This is a genomic window from Streptococcus oralis, from assembly GCF_015561235.1.
Lineage (GTDB): Bacteria > Bacillota > Bacilli > Lactobacillales > Streptococcaceae > Streptococcus > Streptococcus oralis_BK.
In genome coordinates this window covers 1-18,213 of sequence record NZ_JADMTC010000004.1, presented here as the reverse complement: position 1 = coordinate 18,213, position 18,213 = coordinate 1, and the positions used below count along the sequence as shown (strand labels likewise).

Below are 18,213 nucleotides of genomic sequence, written 5' to 3'. Positions count from 1 at the left end.
TGATCTTATTTTGATTTTACAGGCAGTTCTTGAGCAGCCTTGACAGCAGCTGCAATCGTTTCTGCGTAAAGTTTAGCACCTTCTTCAATCATGTTGCTATCATTTCCAAAGTGGACTTGGTCAGTTCCAGCCCAGATTTCAGGGTGTTCCTTAGCGACCTTATTCCAGTCAGCGATGCTCACATATAGATTCTTTTCAGCTAATTCTCTCGCATAAGCCGCATACTGCTCCACTGATGCATAAGTGTCCTTGCTCTTGTCTCCCTCATAAGGTGTCACCAGTATCAGATGGTGTCCTTTCGGTAGATTGTTCACGATGCTATCCAAATCATTCTTGTAGCCTTCAGGATTATTAACCCCTGTTGCAATGACAACTGTTTTTAGCAGTGCCTTGTTCTGGCTGTTAAGAAGCATAATGTCATTGGCTTGCTTGGTTGTACGACTGATTTGCGCATTAATTTGAGCCTCAGGCAATACTTCCTGTAAGGCTGTATTAGCACGCAAGGCTACCGAATCTCCAATCAGACTCGTTCCCTCAGAAATTCCAAGTCGGCTAGCCTCTGCTTGTTCAGCAAGGGTTTTTGTTTGTCCTATATTGGTCTGAGCTTGCTTGAAACCATTGACCATCAAGTCTGTCTCAAAAGCTCCAACTTGAGGAGCCATAGCTATGATAATCAAGGTAAGTAAGGAAAGAACACCCACAACACTAGCACTAATGGGTCTGATATGATGCAGTTTAGTGATTTTTCTAACTAAAGCATTGGTCTTACCGGCAATCAATGGCTCAATAATATAGAAGGATAAGATAGCGAAGAAATAGGAAAAGATAACGGTTAGGATAACAGCCAATAGATTCCCCATCAATTGAGAAAAGATAATATAGAAAGGCCAGTGGAAGAGGTAAACCGCATAACTGGTATCCGCTAAAAATGTGATGATCCGAGGTTCTTGTATCTCAGGCGTTTTCTCATGCAAGACACGCGCAGCAAGAATCATGGTCACGGCCGCTAAACTTGCCAGTAAGAAACCGAATAGATAAGCAAACAGGTAGGTGAATTTGACAAAGAAAGTCAAGAGCACTAATACCAAAAGACCTGCAGCAAACACCAGTAGATTTTGACGAAGATCCCACGTCCGGTCAAACTGCTTGACTAAATCGCTCGTCTGACGAACCCCCACAACTGTCGCCAAAATGCTTCCTAAAAAGAAGGGATAGACATGGGTTAAACTTGAAAAGTAGACAGACGAATGGGAACTAGCCATTAGACTACCAATAAACATGGAGAAAAAGCTAATGATGAAAGCTCCCGCAGAAAGGAGAAAGACCATCCCTCTCAATTGACTACTAGATTTTGAACGTTTCGATAAGAACCAAACCGCTAAGCCCCAAAGAATATAGTAGTGAACCTCAACGGCTAGACTCCAGTTGTGAACAAAGAGATGCGGAATGAACTGGGATTCATAACTTCCCCCTGTTAACATTTCGTAGAAGTTGGTCATAAAACCGAAAACTCCAGCAATCTGACCGCCAATTCCAGCAACATAGTCTTGGCGAACTAGGAGGGTAAAGGGCATGGTCACCAAAACCATCAGAACCACAGGTGGTACGATGCGGTAAAACCGTCTCTTAAAAAAGCCCAGTAAATCAATCTGGCGTGCCTTCCCAAATTCTTCTAAAAGGAGGGAGGTGATCAAAAATCCTGAAAAAGTGAAAAAGACATCTACCCCAAAGAAGCCTCCAGGAAAGATTGTTTGAAAAAAGTGGTACAAGAGCACCAAAAGTAAACCTGTAATCCTAATCAAGGAAAACCATTTAATACGCATACGAGTCTATTCTCCATTAAATTAGGAAGCAAAACACCACCTAATTTCCATTCCATTATACTCCCTATTCTATCAAAAAAATAGGAAAAATCCTAAGAGAAAACTTAGGATTTTGGCATTCTATTTTTACACTTTAGAAATTGCGCCCTGACTTGTTGTAGCCATATTTTTCTACAAAATACTCACGAAATTCCAAGAGATTGTCATCCATGATGGCTTGACGCACTTGCTTCATCAGATTGAGCAAGAAGTAGAGATTGTGGTAACTAGTCAAGCGGATACCAAAGGTTTCGTCTGCCTTGAGTAGGTGGCGAAGATAAGCGCGTGTATAGTTCTTACATGTGTAGCAATCACACTCAGGATCCAGTGGCGTAAAGTCCTCAGCGAATTGGGCATTTTTGACAACCAAACGTCCTCGGCTGGTCATACAAGTTCCGTTACGAGCGATACGAGTCGGCAAGACACAGTCAAACATATCCACACCACGAATCACACCATCAATCAAGCTATCTGGCGCTCCCACACCCATCAAATAGCGAGGTTTGTTTTCAGGAAGAAGTTGGGTTGTGAAGTCCAAGACTGCATTCATCTCTTCGTGGGTTTCCCCCACTGCTAAGCCACCGATAGAGTAACCTGGGAAATCCATGCTGACAAGGTCATGAGCTGACTGACGGCGAAGGTCTTCAAATCCTGCCCCCTGCACAATCCCAAACAAGCCTTGGTCATGCGGACGACGGTGAGCCTTCAAACCACGCTCAGCCCAACGGCTGGTACGTTCGATTGATTTCTTAACGTAATCATAGGGTTGGTAAAACTGAGGACATTCGTCAAAGGACATCATGATGTCTGAGCCCAGATTGTTCTGGATAGAGATGGCCTTTTCTGGCGATAGGAACATCTTGGAACCATTGAGATGGTTTTTAAAGGTTACTCCTTCTTCTGTGATATTTCGACTATCCGCTAGAGAATAAACCTGAAAACCACCACTATCCGTCAAGATGGGCTGATCCCAGTTCATGAACTTGTGGAGACCGCCTGCGCGTGCGATGAGTTCGTCTCCTGGACGGAGCCACAAGTGATAGGTGTTTGACAGGATAATCCCTGAACCCATCTCCTTCAACTCCTCTGGTGATTGAGTCTTGACCGTGGCTTGGGTCCCAACTGGCATAAACATAGGTGTCGGGAAGGTACCGTGCGGCGTGATGATTTCTCCCAGACGAGCTCCTGTGTGTTTCTCTTTCTTAATCAAACGGTATTTGATTGGTGAATCTGACATTTTTTACCTCCGAAGCTGGGAAAAACAGTCCCAGTTCATACTTTGCGCCCAAAGGCATACTGTATGATTTTATCAAAAAAAGCTGGAACTGTCACGAACTATGGTATAATGAGAGAATGAAATACCCAAAAATTGATTTAAAAACTATTCGTCTGCAGGCTAGGCAATTTCAGGCTGAAAATCCCCGCCTCTTTCTGGTCTATCTCTTACCTAGCATACTGGTTATCTTGTCAGGCTTTCTCAACCCCTTGGCTCGTCTCCAAGAAAGTGTTTTAGAGCAATCCTTTTTCAGCATGCTGGCACAAGTTCTCCAAGCCTATCTCTTCCCGCTAGTAGTTTCTTTTATGAGCACGATTTTTCTAGTAGGTGCTGCCTTTGCGACACTCCGACTCCTCAAGGATCCTGATACGGAACTCTCAGTAAAATCAAGCCTGGCCCTCTTTGCTGAAGAGCGCTTCTCGCAAACCTTCCTAACTCTGCTCCTCAAACGTTTCTACCTCTTTTTATGGAGCATTCCAAACTTAGTAGGCATTTATTTCCTCTTTTATAGCAATCTCTTGGCTAGAAGATTTGTTGCCCTACATCCTGAGTTTCCAAAACTAGACCTCTCATCTATTGAAAACGAGCAATTCCTTATGACCTTTGGGCTCTACTTTTTTGCGAGCCTCATCTTGATGATTGTAGGAAATGCCCTCTATATCCCGCAACATTACGCCTACTCGCAGGTAGAATTCCTCCTCTGCGACACTCTAGATTTAGGGCAGGCTAAACCCAGTCAAATCCTGAAAACCAGTCGTTTCTTGGTGAAAGGTTACAAATTTCAACGCTTTGTCCTCGATTTACAACTACTTCCTTGGTACTTCCTCAATTGGATTACTTTTGGAATTGCTAGTTTTTCAATCCTTCCCTATATCCAAAACAATCATATCTTCTTTTACAGAGCCCTACTAGCCCGTAAACGTCGAAATGGATAAGAGCATACAAAAACCAGCATCGTTCAGGACGCTGGTTTTCTTATTTCAAAAGTAACATACTCAGCAGAGTCAAAATAGTGGGCCCACCTTGCTTCAGAATAATCTTCTTGTTTACCCTGAAGGAATGACACACAAAAAAGAAGCGAGAACTCAATCAGTTCCCAACTTCCATTTTAATGATTAGTTCATTGAAACGTGAACGTGGTCATAGTGGTTTTCGGTTACGCTGCCACGGTCTGGCATTGGATTCCACGTGTAGGCTGGTCCATATTTACTATCATATGGAGCGTAGAAACGTTGTTTCCAGATGATGTAGTTGATACCACGGCTAGCCATATTTTTGACTGCATATTCTGCAATTTGATCCCCGAGTGCTGAACTCACTGGAACCATGAAGTCGATGGCCAAACCTTTACCATGGTCCCCACTGTCACCAGGACGGTAGCCACTAAAGGATGTAATCCCAAATAAGTTGGCTACTTCTTCTTTAAAGGCTGCAGTTTGTGGTTGAAGACCAGCATTCTCAGACTTAGCTACAGCAAGTCCTGCATAGTCAGGAGCCGCTGGAGCTGAATACGTTCTTGAAGGAGTTTGGCTTTGCTCTGCTTGATAAGTCGAAGTTACAGTGTCAGAAGTTGCTGTTGATGCTGCTGTTTCTTCTGCTGCACTTGTTCCTGTTGTATCAGCAGGCGTTTCAGTTGCCGGCGCAGCTGCTACTGGTGCTTCTGCTGGAGTTGTTGCTGCCGTTTCTTCGGTCGCTGGAGTCGCCACTTTTGGAGCTTCTTCAACTGGACTAGTTGTTTCTGCTACTGGTGTTTCTGCTACTGGTGCTGCCGCTGGAGTCGTTTCTGCTGTTTCTTCAGCTACTGGTGTTTCTGTAGATGGTTTCTCTTCAGCAACTGTCGCTGTCTCAGAAACTTCTGAACTTGGCGCTACTTCTGCTGGTTTTTCAGTCTCTGTTGCAGTTGGAGCTTCCTCAATTGGTTGAGAAAGATCTTCCACTTGAACTGTTTGTTCATCAACTGTCACTTGATTCGTCGTCAAATCAGCTGTCGCAGTCGTCACTTCTTCACTAGCATCTGTTTGAGGAGTTTGGATTTCAACTTCCGTCACTTCTTCTTCCTCATTGACAGTTGTAGTGAGAACAGTATCTGGGAAAATCAAGTCCATATTGGTAATTTTATTCAAATTCGCAAGAACTGTGACATCTACACCCAAGGCTTCTGCAATTGTGCTCAAGGTATCACCATACTGAACAGTATAACTTGTTTTGTTATCCATTTTAGTCAAATCATTTTGAATTTGCTCAACACTACGTGCAGTCCAAAGAACTTCTTCTGCTTGAGTTGCCAATACTGGGGCAAATGACAAGGCTACCGTTGAGGCTAATAATATTCTTTTCTTCATTCTTTCAAATTCCTTTCAAATGAGTACCTGTCTATGATAACACAAAAAATGCAGAAAAAAAGCCCTCTCGGGCCTATTTAACAGAACTGTCTATTCCTTGTAACAAACTCGGTTACTTGAAATAGTTTGTTAGGTCTCTGTCACAAAACTGACACAATCTTTTTATCTCTCAGCCTTAAAAAAATGGGAAATATCTGCTAACGCTTGAATCCTGTGATTTCCTTCATAAGTCGACTCTAAAAAGTTGATACTTTGAATCCCACTATTCTGGGCAAATTCCACATCCAGCGTCCGATCCCCTATATAATAGGTCTTCTCAGAATCCAACTGATACTTGTCTAACAGATAGGTAGCCGCTTCTGAACTAGGTTTACGCGCAAAGCCACTCTGACTTGTTAAAATCTCTGTAAAATAAGATTCCAAATCCAAATCTCTGAGAATGGTAAGAGCATTGTCTCCCTTATGAGTGTAAACAAACTGCTGAATTCCTGCTTGGTCTGCCCAATTCAACACCTCACGCGCACCTGGCATCAAAACTACCTGAGCATTCTTCTCAGCCAGACTCTGTGCACGCACTTGATTGAGCACTTCCACATCCAGATTTCTATCTTCTGCCACCCGCACAAGCAAATCTTGCACCGAATACTTGAGAATAAACTCCCTCACCTGCTCCTTATCATAAGGAATAGAAAACTGAGCAAAAGTTTCCTCAATCCCTGATAAAATCGCTTCGTAAGAATCCAATAAAGTCCCGTCTAAATCCCAAATAAAAGCTGTTTTTTGCATTTCCTATCCTTTCAAGCTCATATAGCGCTGGTAACGATAGCGTAGAAATAACCATCGAAAACCATTATCCAAAAGGGTTCCGGCCCAAATACCGGGCAAGCCCCAACCAAGCACAATCCCCATCAGATATCCTGTTCCAATGCGGATACACCACATTCCTATACTTGTCGCATAAAAGGGAAGCCGAGCATTGCCCAACCCCTGCCAGACTGCTGTATAGATGACTGTTCCTATCGTCATAGGAGTACCAAGTAGTGAAAAAAGTGTCACTAGAACACTAGCCTCCACCGCTAGAGAATCAGTCGTATAGAGATGAGTTAGTGGTACACCCAAAGCATAGATACTGAAGGTCAAGGATAACATGAGAATCAGAGAAAGCCAAAAGGTTTGTTTGCTCAAACTAGCGACTCTTTTCCAATTATTCTCTCCAACTGCTCGGGCCACCAGCATGACCGTTGCCGTAGCCACGCCAAAGGCAGGCATGTAGTTAAACTGGGTCAAGACTTCTCCGACCGCATTTCCCGCCACTGCCTCCGTTCCAAAAGAAACGACCAAGGCAATGATCACGACATCGCCAGCCCGCATCATGAGCCGCTCTCCAGCTGCTGGCAAAGCTAAGGTCAATAGCTCCTTATCTAAACCAAAAGTCGGTTTCTCAAAAGGCAACTTTAATTGCGACCATAAAATCACAAGACCTACCAAACGAGACAGAATTGTCCCCCAAGCAACACCAGCTATCCCCATATCCAGAACAAAAATAGCTAGACTTGAAAAAAGAATATTCAAGGCATTGGATAAAAAACTAACATAGAGGGGCAAACGTGGATTATGCGTTGCACGAATCAAGGCTCCCAGACTAGTCATTAAACCTAAGAGAACAATCGATCCGCCCACCAAAGATAGGTAGAGTCCACCACTCTCAGCTACATCTCTCTCCGTCCCCAAAAATCTTATCATCTCTTTACCAGCGAAGATGGACAAAAATCCTAAAAGGAAACTTAATAGTAAGGTAATCTTCAACGCCTCAGTCACATGATAGGATACCATAGATTGATCCTTCTGCCCCAAACTTTTTGAAATAACACTGGAAATAGCAGCTCCCAGAGCGATGAAAATCGCCTGGTAAATCGTGATAATATTGCCAGCTACTGATACACCCGAAATAGCTATCAAGCCCAAGTGGGCTACCAAGTAACTATCCACCATCCCCATGAGCATCTGCAAAAAGTTTTCGCCCATAGCTGGTAAGGCAATATTAAGAATGTCTTTATTTTTCTTAAACAATCCTTCCTCCTGATGAAAAGAAACTCAGTTGGTTTCCCAACCGAGTTTACTCCCTCTGTCTTAAAGTCCTAGATAAGCCTCAACCGCTACTTGCATGTCTGTTGCTACAACAGTTGTCTTATGACGAACAGGAGCTGTTTCAAGCCCGTCAACTGCTGGCGGCACTGCCACTCCTGAAATATCATGTAATTGAGCCAAGGCTTCAAAGTCGCCAAGCCCTGATTTTCCAGTTACAGCTTCTACTGCAACCACTGGGAACTTGTATGGACTCGCTGTTGAAGCAATCACTGTCTTAGTCACATCGCCAGTAGCCGCTTGGTATTTCTTATAAACTGCCGAGGCAACCGCCGTATGTGGATCCTCTATATAAGAATCTGACTCATAAACACGCTTGATTTCTGCCGCTGTTTCTTCCTCAGTCGCATATTCAGCTGCAAAGAGATTAAGAATCTCTGCATCAAAGTCTGTCAACTCATATTGTCCTTGCTTGTTCAAGGCATTCATGAGTTCAGCTGTTTTAACCGCATCATTACCTAAAAGATGGAAAATCAAACGCTCCAAGTTTGAAGATACCAAAATATCCATAGATGGACTAGTTGTGACTTTAAACTCACGTTTCTTGTCGTAAACACGTGTCTTGAAGAAGTCTGTCAAAACATTGTTATCATTTGAAGCACAGATTAATTTGCCAACTGGTAGACCAATTTGCTTAGCATAAAAGGCAGCCAAGATATTTCCAAAGTTTCCTGTTGGTACTGTGAAGTTGACCTTACCACCAGCCACAATCTCACCAGTTTTAACAAGCTGAGCGTAGGCATAAACATAGTAGACAATCTGTGGCACCAGACGACCAATGTTCATAGAGTTTGCTGATGAAAATTGCAACTTGTTAGCAGCCAATCTTTCACGAAGGGCTACATCGTTAAACATATGTTTGACATTAGTTTGCGCATCGTCAAAGTTACCATCAATAGCAATAACATGAGTATTGTCGCCAGTCTGAGTGGTCATTTGCAACTCTTGTACCTTGCTAACACCATCCTTTGGATAAAAGACGATAATCTCAGTACCAGGAACATCCGCAAACCCTGCCATAGCAGCTTTTCCAGTATCACCAGATGTCGCTGTTAAGATGACAATCTTGTTCTCCAAGCCATGTTTCTTAGCAGCTGTTGTCATAAAGTATGGCAAAATAGACAAGGCCATATCCTTAAAGGCAATTGTTGAACCATGGAAAAGCTCCAGATTGTATTGCCCGTCTAATTTCACTAATGGTGCGATAGCTGGAGTATCAAACTTGCTATCGTAGGCATTGTTGATACAGTAGTCCAACTCCTCAGCTGTAAAGTCATCTAAAAATGCTGACAAAACTAACTTAGCAACTTCCTGGTAAGAAGCATCTTTCAATTTGTCAAAGTCCAAATCTACCTTTGGATAAGTAAGCGGTGTAAACAAACCACCATCCGTCGCCAAACCTTGCAAAATAGCTTGGCTAGCAGTTACTGTATTGTTGGCATCACGCGTTGATTGATAAACTAATGTCATTACTCTCTATCCTTTATCTATAGTCTCATCCATTATATCATGATTTTTCAGAAAATTCTCCTTTTATAAGAGAAATTATAGGCCCAATTCTTCTTTCGTAACTTCTCAAAGTAACTTCCACTTGCCTGACCAAAGTGGAAATTAGTCTAAAACGGATTTTTATGGTGGAATTAAGTGTGAGACGTTTGAGTTAGAAATGAGGCTCACTATGACAAAACATAAACACCTTACCCTTTCAGACCGTAATGATATCCAATTAGGCTTAGAGCGCAGTGAAACCTTCAAAGCTATTGGACAATCCATTCTAAAAGACCCGACTACTGTTTCTAAAGAAGTCAAACGAAACAGACAAATCCGAGAGTCTACATGCCATAACCTTCCTTGCCCTCTACTCGACAAAGCTCCCTTTGTCTGTAACGTCTGCCCTAAAAGAAGACAAAATTGTGGCTATAAGAAGATTTTCTACCTCGCTAAGCAAGCTCAAAAACAGTACGAACAAACTCTTATCGAAGCTCGTGAAGGAACTCCTCTCAATTCCAAGACCTTCTGGGACATGGACAAAGTCATTTCTGATGGTGTTAAAAAGGGCCAACACATCTATCATATCCTCAAAACTCACAACCTTGATGTCAGCTCCTCAACCGTCTATCGACACATCCGAAAAGGATACCTATCTATCGCTCCTATTGACCTAGCCAGAGCCGTTAAATTCAAAGAAAGACGGAAAAGTAAGCTACCTTCCATCCCTAAAGAAGCTAAAAAAGGCCGTTCCTATGAGGATTTCCAAAATTATTTGGCTCTTAAGCAACTGAACTCTTGGCTGGAAATGGACACCGTTATGGGCAGGATGGGAGGTAAAGTCCTACTCACCTTCAACCTGTCTTTCTGTAACTTTATCTTCGCTAGACTTCTGGATAATAAAACTACCCTTGAGGTTACCAAACACCTCTATGACATCAAGAACACTCTTCACCAAGCGGACAAAGATTTCTTCCAACTCTTCCCTGTCATCCTGACAGATAATGGTGGAGAGTTTGCCAGGGTTGATGACATCGAAATGGATGTGCGAGGAGAGAGTAAACTCTTCTTTTGTGACCCTAATCGCTCTGACCAGAAAGGGAGAATTGAGAAAAATCACACGCTGATTCGCGACATTCTACCTAAGGAAACTTCTTTTGACAACTTAACTCAAGAGGACATCAATCTCGTTTGTTCGCATGTCAACAGTGTCAAACGTGCTGCTTTGAATGGAAAGTCAGCCTATGAACTCTTTGCCTTTACTTACGGAGAAGAGATTCCTAAACTTCTAGGTATTTCTAAAATACCTGCAGAAGACGTCTGTCAGTCGTCTAAATTACTCCAACATAAGTTCTAAAAACTAACCTTTAACCGCATTCAAACGTCTCACACTAACTTCCACCATAGCGGAACTTAATCTGAAACGCTTTCAGATGAGGGGATTTTGTGCGCTCTTTTTTCTATTCATTTTGGCTACAAAAACGATGAAATCAAGTATTAGTAAAACCAGTGGAACTTACCCTGACACGGATTTCCACTGGTTTTTACGATTTTTATCAGACTAACTTCCACTTGGATTAACGGTGGAAGTTAGTTTGGGAATTTAGCCCAATTCTTCTTTCAAAGGCTGTAAATAGCTTGTTTCTTGCTTATTTCTCATCTCCAGTCCTTCCCAAGCTAGCAGGAGTATGTGTTTGGAAAATTCAATAATCGCAGTTTCTTCCTCATCTGTAAGCTTTTTCTTAGAAAATTGTCGTCTTAAAAACTTGTAATTTCGCCCAAATTCTTTAAAGAAAGGCGCTGTTTCTAAGTAAGCTTCTAACTTATCTAAATTAACCAACAATCCTAAGTGAAAAGCTGCAGAAGCGAAGGTTCTCTCTAGAGGCTGAGTACACACACTACGAAACTCAACTGTTCCTCGAGTCGTTAAGTCTTGGTACTGATAACTACGATGAGTTTCAAAATCTTTCTCTTGAGGGTAAATAAGAATCTCATCCCCATTAAGAGCATATGCTTGGATTTCAGTTGTAGCCAAATAGTCCCTTGCCTGAATCGGATAAAAATAATAGGTTTGCCCATCGCGTTCCGCAGTAAAAATTGCAGAATGATCTAGATAATCAAAAAAATCATCCTCATCTTTAAAGAGCCTAGCATTGACACCAACATTCTCTGGATATATACCATGCATCGATTCTTCCCAGAAAATATCCCTTGAAATTTTCGTATCCCAATTCTCACCTGAAAACTCAGAATTGGCAAGTAAATAAGCCTTAGCCGCTTCAATTTGAGTAAAAGCATTAATCACCCGTAAGTAGTTAGACTTTGAAACATCCAACTGTACCTGACTCCCACAGATAAAAGCGCCATATTCAGGGAAATGATGCATGTCTGATTTAGTCACATTTCTACTCAAATTCAAATAGTCCATCAGCATGCGATACCGTGAATAAGCCACTGGACAATTCTCATTTTTATCCCAGTTGGGATGGATACCACAGCCAACAATAGCATGATTTGATTCAGCTAACTTCTTCTGGATTGCCTCCATATAAATATTAAAACGTTCTTCAACTTCTTGTATCGTTTCAGCCTTACCAAATGCAAACTCAATTGTAGTATAGGAAACTTCAAATAAAATAGTATCCTGACTTACTGGGTCCACTAACTGAATAGGAGTTCCAAAATCATCTACCTTTTCGACAGTAAAATCCAAAGCATAAACTAAATATCGGAATAAGTGTTTGATAACTTCAACATCTGTAGCATCCCCTTCCAAGTTTACAACAGGATATTCCAGCTCAATCCCAACAAACAATTCAGGGTTTTCTTTAATATTTTTCAAATACCGATGTTTTAATAAATCGATAGAACGAGACATACTTCCCTACACTTTCATAATCTAAATAAAATTTGAATAACTATTATTATAGCAAAAATAATATAAAAAAGGAACGAAGATTAACTACGTTCCTAACGCTATACTATACCGGCGGCCGGGGTCGAACCGGCACGTCCTTGCGGACACTGGATTTTGAGTCTAATATTATTAGTTTTAAATCTCAGAAATATTGATTTTATAAGCTTTTTTTCCATAATATTTTTTAAAACTTAGTATCACTTCCAAAGTTTAGATACTTTTTAGTAACTATAAAATGCTAGAAAGTATACTCCTTATTAAAAAGAGTTTTGGACTAGTTTTGTGCAATTTTATTACCCATATCCGTAATAAGAGAGGCTAAATTAATTGCCTTTAATGATTGTAGAAATTGGTTGTGAATATCATTAGACACATAACCAGCTAGCAAAATATGCTCAGCCATGTCATATTGCTTAATCAAGAGAATCTTATCATGTTTTTCATTAAATAAAATCGCACTAATTGCTGTATTAAAGACTGGAAAACGAAAACTCGCACATTGTGAACAATAAGGAATATCTCCCTCATCTTTTAAAAATTTTTTCTCCAAAGGATGCCCACATTCGGGACAACAAGTCATTGTTTTGTCAAATATAGAAACCTCTTTTTTAAAGTTCTTAAAAGTAATTTTACCAGTAAAATCGAGACCACGCAAGACATTGAAATAAATCAAGACTTTTTTTTTAATTTATCTTATGATATACTAAACTTATCAGCTATTGGTTCTGAAAAAGTGTCTGCCACAGTTTTACTACAAATTCTCATGACTTGTGCCAAGATTTATAAAAAACGGATAGCTATAATAGCTCTTAGAGCAAAAACATGACATATAGGAGGTTAAAGACATGTCATACTTTTATCTTTTTATCGCCATTGTAGGAGAGATATTGGGAACTAACCTTTTGAAATTATCAGACGGTTTTACAAAGCCTATTCCAACCGTTTCTGCCCTACTTAGCTATGGCGTTTGTTTCTATTTCTTATCACTAGCAATGCAAAAAATTCCTGTAGGAATAGCTTATGCAACATGGTCAGCTGTCGGTTTAGTTTTGATAGCCTCTATCTCAGTAATGATTTTCAAAGAAACACTAAATGTTTATAGCATTATCGGTTTAATTTTGATTATCATTGGTGTTGTCATGGTTAACTTATTAGGAAATGCAGGACATTAATAAAACCGGCTCTATACTATTTGTAGTGGGTAAATCCCCTATGGATATTATGGAGCCTATTTTGTTGTAGAAAAAAAGTTCCATAAGAACTATAATGAAAAGCTAGAATTCTGTCAATATTTTGGACACATTTTGGGAGGGAATTTTGAAGACTAGCGTCCTCCTAATTTTCCCAATAAGTTTTAACTTCTTCAAAAATCTTATTCAAAAGTTCTGCATCTTTTTCTGACAACTGATTTTTTTCTATAACTCTATCTTTTAGTTCTGTTGCCTTTATTTTATTTCTTGCCACCGAAACTGCTATTGAATGTTTCAAAATATCAAACTCATCCTTTGAAAAGTTTGCAATATTGGTAAGATCTAATTGTTCTAGAGGTAAACTACTGATAATTGAATAAGGTTTTTGTCCCAGCAAATAATCTGTAGTAGTCCCAAAGATATTTGCTAATTTCACAACGAATTCTAATCCTGGTTCTAACGTTCCATTCTCCCACCGAGAATATGTCCCTTGTTGAACTCCAATTAATTCCGATATTTGTACTTGAGTTAACTTTTTTGATTTTCTGAGAGTTTTTAACCTCTCTGAAAATTTATAATCCTCTGTATACATAATTCTCCTATAGATATTCTTATTCGTATATTTTAGCTTGACAAAATATTCTAAACGGTATAAAATAGAATTATTCCATAAGGAATATTTATTTTGAGATTGAATATTCCATTGAGAATATTATAGCATAAAAGGAGGTAAAAGCGTATGTAACTAGTAGTCGATTTAAAAAATTTTAATAAAGGAGGTAGGATTCGACAAAATAAAAAATCTTGAAACAAATGTGCCGTTCGTTCCAAGATCAAAACATATTATGTAACAATTATACCACAGAAAACTCTTCAGTTGCACAAGAAAATTTCGGAGGTTTCACAAAAAGATGACCAATAAAGAGTTAGTCAATCAAATTTCTGGCCTAAACTCTACCTCTACTCTTAAAAATTGGATTCAACTGATTAAAGAGATAAGTGGCAAGGAATTTAAGAAAATTAAAGTTCCTATCAGTAGAAATCCCAGAACTCATCAATTAAGTTATACAGTTGCCTATGATTTTACAGACGAAGACCTTAGACAATTTCAAAAGTTAGCTAAACTAAAACTTGAAATAGGTCTAAAAGAGGCTATACAAGCCGTATTTGGGAGTCTAGCAGACAATGAACATGAATCCCTAAACCAAGTAATAGATGAGCTCTACGATGAACTGAGCGCCTTAAAACAGGAATTTAAGCGAGAAATGCGACTGATAAAAATTGAGAATTCCAACCTAAAAAAGAAAATCCAAGATATTGAAGAGTCGATGCAAACCGGCTTACTAGGGTTTGTTAACAAGAGGTCAAAAAATAGGTTCGGCTAATAGCGAGTTTTCGGCTGAGCCATGAGGCAGAAAGCCGAAAATGAGCGTAGATGCGGACGGACCATTTTTGACCGATAGGGTGTGTAGTAACACCACCCTCTGCAAGTTAGGTGTACCATCGAAAGAATTCAGTATTTCCAAGGGTTTCGGAGATTTTAAGGGTGGCAAAATTAAGCAAAAAGTTGAATCAAAATCTATGGCAAAAAATGAACATTTACGTTCTGTATTTGACTGGATTCAAATTCAGTTTGATAAGACTGAATTTTCGCCAAGAGAAATAATCGAAGACATTCTATTTCTTGACTATGACCTATTTATTGAGAATAAAGGGAGCCTTAAATACTATAACTATGATAGCCAGCTTCATTATGGGAATATCCGTATCTACTATGGAGCGAAAGAGTCGTCCTACATGCTTGTCATGTCAGGACAGGCACTCGAGTTCTATAGAGATATGGTATTAGATCCAAATAGTCTGTCCGAAAGACAGTTTTTGAACAACCTCTACTACAATTACAATCATTTTTCAGTAAGACGAATTGATATTGCAATAGATGATTTTAATGAAACACCCTATTTCACTCCTAATCAGCTTCTAAAGATTTGTCAGAAGAAACGCTTTATATATGGAAAAAGCACCTACTACAATACCTACGGAGATGAAACAATCGGCCAGACCTTATATTTGAGAAAACCCAATGATGATGAAAGACTTAGAATTTATGATAAACGCTTAGAACGAGCTGAGAAGCTCGGCATCAGCAAGCGGTATATAGAAAATTGGATAAGAACTGAGTTAGAACTTAGGAAAGAAAAAGCTCACTACTTCATTCAAGAATGGTTGCATTCAGAAATAGAACTTCTCAACTTTACCAAGGGATATCTCAAAGAAAAAGTGAGATTCTATAGTGATAGCCATTTCTCAAAACCTTTGAGAACTTGGGAAAAGTTTTTAGGTCACTCAAAACCTGTCTCTATCATTATTCCAAAACCAAAAACAGAACTAGAACAAAAATTAGAATGGTTTACCTATAAAGGTTCAGGGGCTATTCTAAAAGCTTATAAATTTCTATACGACAATAATTTACTGCATGAGTATGAGAAATCTAACTATCTCGCACTCAACAATATGAAATATCCACCAGATTTAGCAAGTGGATTAATAGAAAGGGCAATTCTCTTTCAAAGAGAGGATTTAATCCCTACAATCAAAGAAAATATCAAAAGGAGAAATTAACTATGGCAAAAATGCTTTCACAAAATGACTGGAATTTTAATAACATTGGAACAAAATTTGAATTGGATGAAGTTATTCCAAAATTTGAAACAGAAGTCCGAGCAGATGCAAACGGAGAAATTATCAAAAACCGAGATGGTAGCGAAAGACGTTTTAATACCGATAAAATCATTGGTTGGAAATACAATGTAACGATTAAGGATGGACAATTCAAAAAGAAATCAACCCAAGTCTCAGTAGACAATCCAGAAGCTTTAGTCGATAATGACTATATCCAAGCAATGGATCAAGTACCAGTTACATTTGACAATTTACAAGCCACTATGATTAGTTCAACGATGTATTACAAGGCGGATGCTATCCATTTAGTAGATGTAAAACAAAAATAAGTATCAAACAAGGGGAGTTAATCCTCCCCTTACTTAATTTAATTAGAAAAGGAGATCACATGATTAAAACTGTAACAAAAGATGACCTTATCGAACTTGGATTTGCTCCAGGAACTGCAAGAAAGATTATCCATACTGGCAAATTACTATTAGTGAATCGTGGTTTTAATATCTACGATAACAAACGGATTGGTACTATTCCAGCCAGTGTCGCTGAAGAACTACTAGGAATTGAACTCCAGAAAGAAGCATAATGAATGACTATTCGTAAAACTAAAAGTGGTAAATGGACCGTTGATGTTTCTAATGGTTTCCACCCAGTCACACAAAAAAGAATACGTATCATTCGAAAAGGATTAAAATCTAAAAAGGAAGCACTAGAACTGGAACAACATATTCGAGTTGTAGAATTAAAAGAAAAACAATTTGACTTTGTAGTAACAACAGATATGTTATTCCAGTTGCTTGAAGAAGACGATTTGAAAAATGGCAGAAAAATAAGCTATACAAGTACACAAAGAAACAATTATGAGCGTCATATTAAGCCTTATTTTAAAAATACAAATTTAAATAAATTAACGTATGACCATATATTCGAATTTCGTGAATACCTAAAAACAAAGCCTAAAAAACAAAATGAAAATGAAACTTTAAGTTATAATACAATTAATAAAGTCTTAATTCTACTTAAAAAAATTTTTGATACTGGTATAAGAAAATCCCTTATTGATAAAAATCCTGTTGAGAATCTGAGAAAATTACCAATTAGGAAGCCTAATATCAAATTTTGGAGCATAGAAGAATTCACGAGATTTAGAGAACTTATTCGAGATGATGAAATAAGCTATGACCTGTTTTTCGTGATTGCTTTCTTTACTGGGATGAGAATGGGAGAAATACTCGCATTGAACTGGAATGATATAAATCTTTTAACAAATACATTTTTCGTTACCAAAACGGTATACTTTGTAAGTAATACAAGCTACATTAATACAACAAAAACACGATCAGGAACTAGAAATATAACAATCAATCAGAAATTAGCAGAAATGCTAAAAGATTGGAAAGAAAAACAAAAAAAAACTTAAGGAATTTACCAAAAATACTGACGAACTACAAATAATACAGAGTACACCAATAACTATTACAAAAAATATGATTGATAAGAAGTTTAAGCAAATACTAGAAAGGGATAAAGATTTAAAGAAAATAAGAATTCATGATTTGAGACACTCTCATGCATCATTACTAATAAATCAAGGAGAAGATTATCTTGTTGTCAAAGAAAGATTAGGACATGCATCTATAACAACAACAATTGATACTTATTCTCATTTGTACCCTAGCAAACAGAAAATATTGGCTAATAAACTTGATGATTTATTTTAAAATGGAAAAAATTGGTAACTCGACATACAACAAAGAAAAAAAGACAAGGTCCGAAAACCTTGTCTTTATTACTATACCGGCGGCCGGGGTCGAACCGGCACGTCCTTGCGGACACTGGATTTTGAGTCCAGCGCGTCTGCCAATTCCGCCACGCCGGCAAATAGTAACTGGGGTAGCTGGATTCGAACCAACGCATGAGGGAGTCAAAGTCCCTTGCCTTACCGCTTGGCTATACCCCAATAATATAAAATAGGCGAGTGATGGGGATCGAACCCACGCATGCCAGAGCCACAATCTGGTGTGTTAACCACTTCACCACACCCGCCATAATCATATTAACACGGGCAGTAGGAATTGAACCCACACTGAAGGTTTTGGAGACCTTAGTTCTACCTTTAAACTATGCCCGTAACTAAAGTAATGGAAGGGGAGGGATTCGAACCCCCGAACCCGAAGGAGCGGATTTACAGTCCGCCGCGTTTAGCCTCTTCGCTACCCTTCCAAGTTATAAATAAAATATGGCGCGAGACGGAATCGAACCGCCGACACATGGAGCTTCAATCCATTGCTCTACCAACTGAGCTACCGAGCCA

Annotated in this window: 16 protein-coding genes, 6 tRNA genes and 1 pseudogene; 8 read left to right on the top strand and 15 right to left on the bottom strand. The window is 39.2% G+C overall.

What is annotated here, in order from left to right:
• Positions 1-5: 5 nt before the first annotated feature.
• Both I2H52_RS08960 and tgt read right to left on the bottom strand, forming a co-directional pair.
• Entirely contained in the window at positions 6-1,823 is a 1,818-nt protein-coding gene (locus tag I2H52_RS08960) for an acyltransferase family protein (RefSeq protein WP_195595056.1), read from the bottom strand.
• A 133-nt stretch (positions 1,824-1,956) separates the two neighbouring features.
• Positions 1,957-3,099: a tRNA guanosine(34) transglycosylase Tgt gene (gene tgt / locus I2H52_RS08955; RefSeq protein WP_001285238.1), complete on the bottom strand. Its 1,143-nt coding sequence runs from the start codon at positions 3,097-3,099 to the stop codon at positions 1,957-1,959.
• Between the two features lie 116 nt (positions 3,100-3,215).
• Between tgt and I2H52_RS08950 the strand changes: the two genes are divergently transcribed.
• Entirely contained in the window at positions 3,216-4,073 is an 858-nt protein-coding gene (locus I2H52_RS08950) for a DUF975 family protein (RefSeq protein ID WP_000876903.1), read from the top strand.
• A gap of 180 nt (positions 4,074-4,253) precedes the next feature.
• Here the strand turns inward: I2H52_RS08950 and I2H52_RS08945 are convergent, their stop codons facing one another.
• From I2H52_RS08945 to thrC, 4 genes are all read right to left on the bottom strand, one after another.
• Positions 4,254-5,480 (bottom strand): LysM peptidoglycan-binding domain-containing protein, encoded by a 1,227-nt coding sequence (locus I2H52_RS08945; protein ID WP_195595055.1) that lies wholly within the window; start codon positions 5,478-5,480, stop codon positions 4,254-4,256.
• A 162-nt stretch (positions 5,481-5,642) separates the two neighbouring features.
• Complete coding sequence (locus I2H52_RS08940; protein ID WP_195595054.1) at positions 5,643-6,266, bottom strand: HAD family hydrolase; 624 nt, start codon at positions 6,264-6,266, stop codon at positions 5,643-5,645.
• A 3-nt stretch (positions 6,267-6,269) separates the two neighbouring features.
• Positions 6,270-7,550 carry an MATE family efflux transporter gene (locus I2H52_RS08935; RefSeq protein WP_195595053.1) on the bottom strand — a complete coding sequence of 427 codons (1,281 nt, stop codon included), beginning with the start codon at positions 7,548-7,550 and terminating at the stop codon, positions 6,270-6,272.
• Between the two features lie 60 nt (positions 7,551-7,610).
• The gene (thrC, locus tag I2H52_RS08930) at positions 7,611-9,095 is read right to left on the bottom strand and encodes a threonine synthase (RefSeq protein WP_195595052.1); all 1,485 of its coding nucleotides are present in this window, start codon (positions 9,093-9,095) and stop codon (positions 7,611-7,613) included.
• 208 nt (positions 9,096-9,303) lie between these two features.
• Between thrC and I2H52_RS08925 the strand changes: the two genes are divergently transcribed.
• Positions 9,304-10,470, top strand: coding sequence for an IS30 family transposase (locus I2H52_RS08925; RefSeq protein WP_195595051.1), 1,167 nt, complete (start codon positions 9,304-9,306; stop codon positions 10,468-10,470).
• Positions 10,471-10,716: 246 nt separating this feature from the next.
• Here I2H52_RS08925 and I2H52_RS08920 read toward each other — a convergent pair whose 3' ends face one another.
• Both I2H52_RS08920 and I2H52_RS08915 read right to left on the bottom strand, forming a co-directional pair.
• Positions 10,717-11,991, bottom strand: a complete 1,275-nt coding sequence (locus I2H52_RS08920) for a gamma-glutamylcysteine synthetase (protein ID WP_195595050.1) — start codon at positions 11,989-11,991, stop codon at positions 10,717-10,719.
• Positions 11,992-12,304: 313 nt separating this feature from the next.
• Positions 12,305-12,703, bottom strand: coding sequence for a hypothetical protein (locus I2H52_RS08915; RefSeq protein WP_009732039.1), 399 nt, complete (start codon positions 12,701-12,703; stop codon positions 12,305-12,307).
• Positions 12,704-12,875: 172 nt separating this feature from the next.
• Between I2H52_RS08915 and I2H52_RS08910 the strand changes: the two genes are divergently transcribed.
• A complete protein-coding gene (locus I2H52_RS08910) occupies positions 12,876-13,202 on the top strand; it encodes a DMT family transporter (RefSeq protein WP_049505554.1) in 327 nt (108 codons plus the stop codon).
• 163 nt (positions 13,203-13,365) lie between these two features.
• Here the strand turns inward: I2H52_RS08910 and I2H52_RS08905 are convergent, their stop codons facing one another.
• Positions 13,366-13,812 carry a helix-turn-helix transcriptional regulator gene (locus I2H52_RS08905; protein WP_000287814.1) on the bottom strand — a complete coding sequence of 149 codons (447 nt, stop codon included), beginning with the start codon at positions 13,810-13,812 and terminating at the stop codon, positions 13,366-13,368.
• A gap of 319 nt (positions 13,813-14,131) precedes the next feature.
• On the opposite strand from I2H52_RS08905, the gene I2H52_RS08900 reads away from it, so the two are divergent.
• The 5 genes and pseudogenes from I2H52_RS08900 to I2H52_RS08880 all read left to right on the top strand — a co-directional run bounded on the left by I2H52_RS08900 (position 14,132) and on the right by I2H52_RS08880 (position 17,620).
• Entirely contained in the window at positions 14,132-14,605 is a 474-nt protein-coding gene (locus tag I2H52_RS08900) for a hypothetical protein (protein WP_000182279.1), read from the top strand.
• 40 nt (positions 14,606-14,645) lie between these two features.
• A complete protein-coding gene (locus tag I2H52_RS08895) occupies positions 14,646-15,842 on the top strand; it encodes a replication initiation factor domain-containing protein (RefSeq protein ID WP_195595049.1) in 1,197 nt (398 codons plus the stop codon).
• A 2-nt stretch (positions 15,843-15,844) separates the two neighbouring features.
• Positions 15,845-16,231 (top strand): hypothetical protein, encoded by a 387-nt coding sequence (locus I2H52_RS08890; RefSeq protein WP_001096844.1) that lies wholly within the window; start codon positions 15,845-15,847, stop codon positions 16,229-16,231.
• A 59-nt stretch (positions 16,232-16,290) separates the two neighbouring features.
• On the top strand, positions 16,291-16,485 hold the full coding sequence (locus tag I2H52_RS08885; RefSeq protein WP_000598356.1) for a DUF3173 domain-containing protein: 195 nt from the start codon (positions 16,291-16,293) through the stop codon (positions 16,483-16,485).
• Between the two features lie 3 nt (positions 16,486-16,488).
• Positions 16,489-17,620: pseudogene (locus I2H52_RS08880) on the top strand (tyrosine-type recombinase/integrase).
• A gap of 74 nt (positions 17,621-17,694) precedes the next feature.
• Here I2H52_RS08880 and I2H52_RS08875 read toward each other — a convergent pair.
• The 6 genes from I2H52_RS08875 to I2H52_RS08850 all read right to left on the bottom strand — a co-directional run bounded on the left by I2H52_RS08875 (position 17,695) and on the right by I2H52_RS08850 (position 18,212).
• A tRNA-Leu gene (locus I2H52_RS08875) sits at positions 17,695-17,778 on the bottom strand.
• A gap of 9 nt (positions 17,779-17,787) precedes the next feature.
• Positions 17,788-17,859, bottom strand: a tRNA-Gln gene (locus tag I2H52_RS08870).
• 13 nt (positions 17,860-17,872) lie between these two features.
• Positions 17,873-17,945: transfer RNA gene (locus I2H52_RS08865), tRNA-His, on the bottom strand.
• A 14-nt stretch (positions 17,946-17,959) separates the two neighbouring features.
• Positions 17,960-18,030, bottom strand: a tRNA-Trp gene (locus I2H52_RS08860).
• Positions 18,031-18,041: 11 nt separating this feature from the next.
• Positions 18,042-18,122, bottom strand: a tRNA-Tyr gene (locus I2H52_RS08855).
• Between the two features lie 17 nt (positions 18,123-18,139).
• Positions 18,140-18,212, bottom strand: a tRNA-Phe gene (locus tag I2H52_RS08850).
• Position 18,213 lies beyond the last annotated feature (1 nt).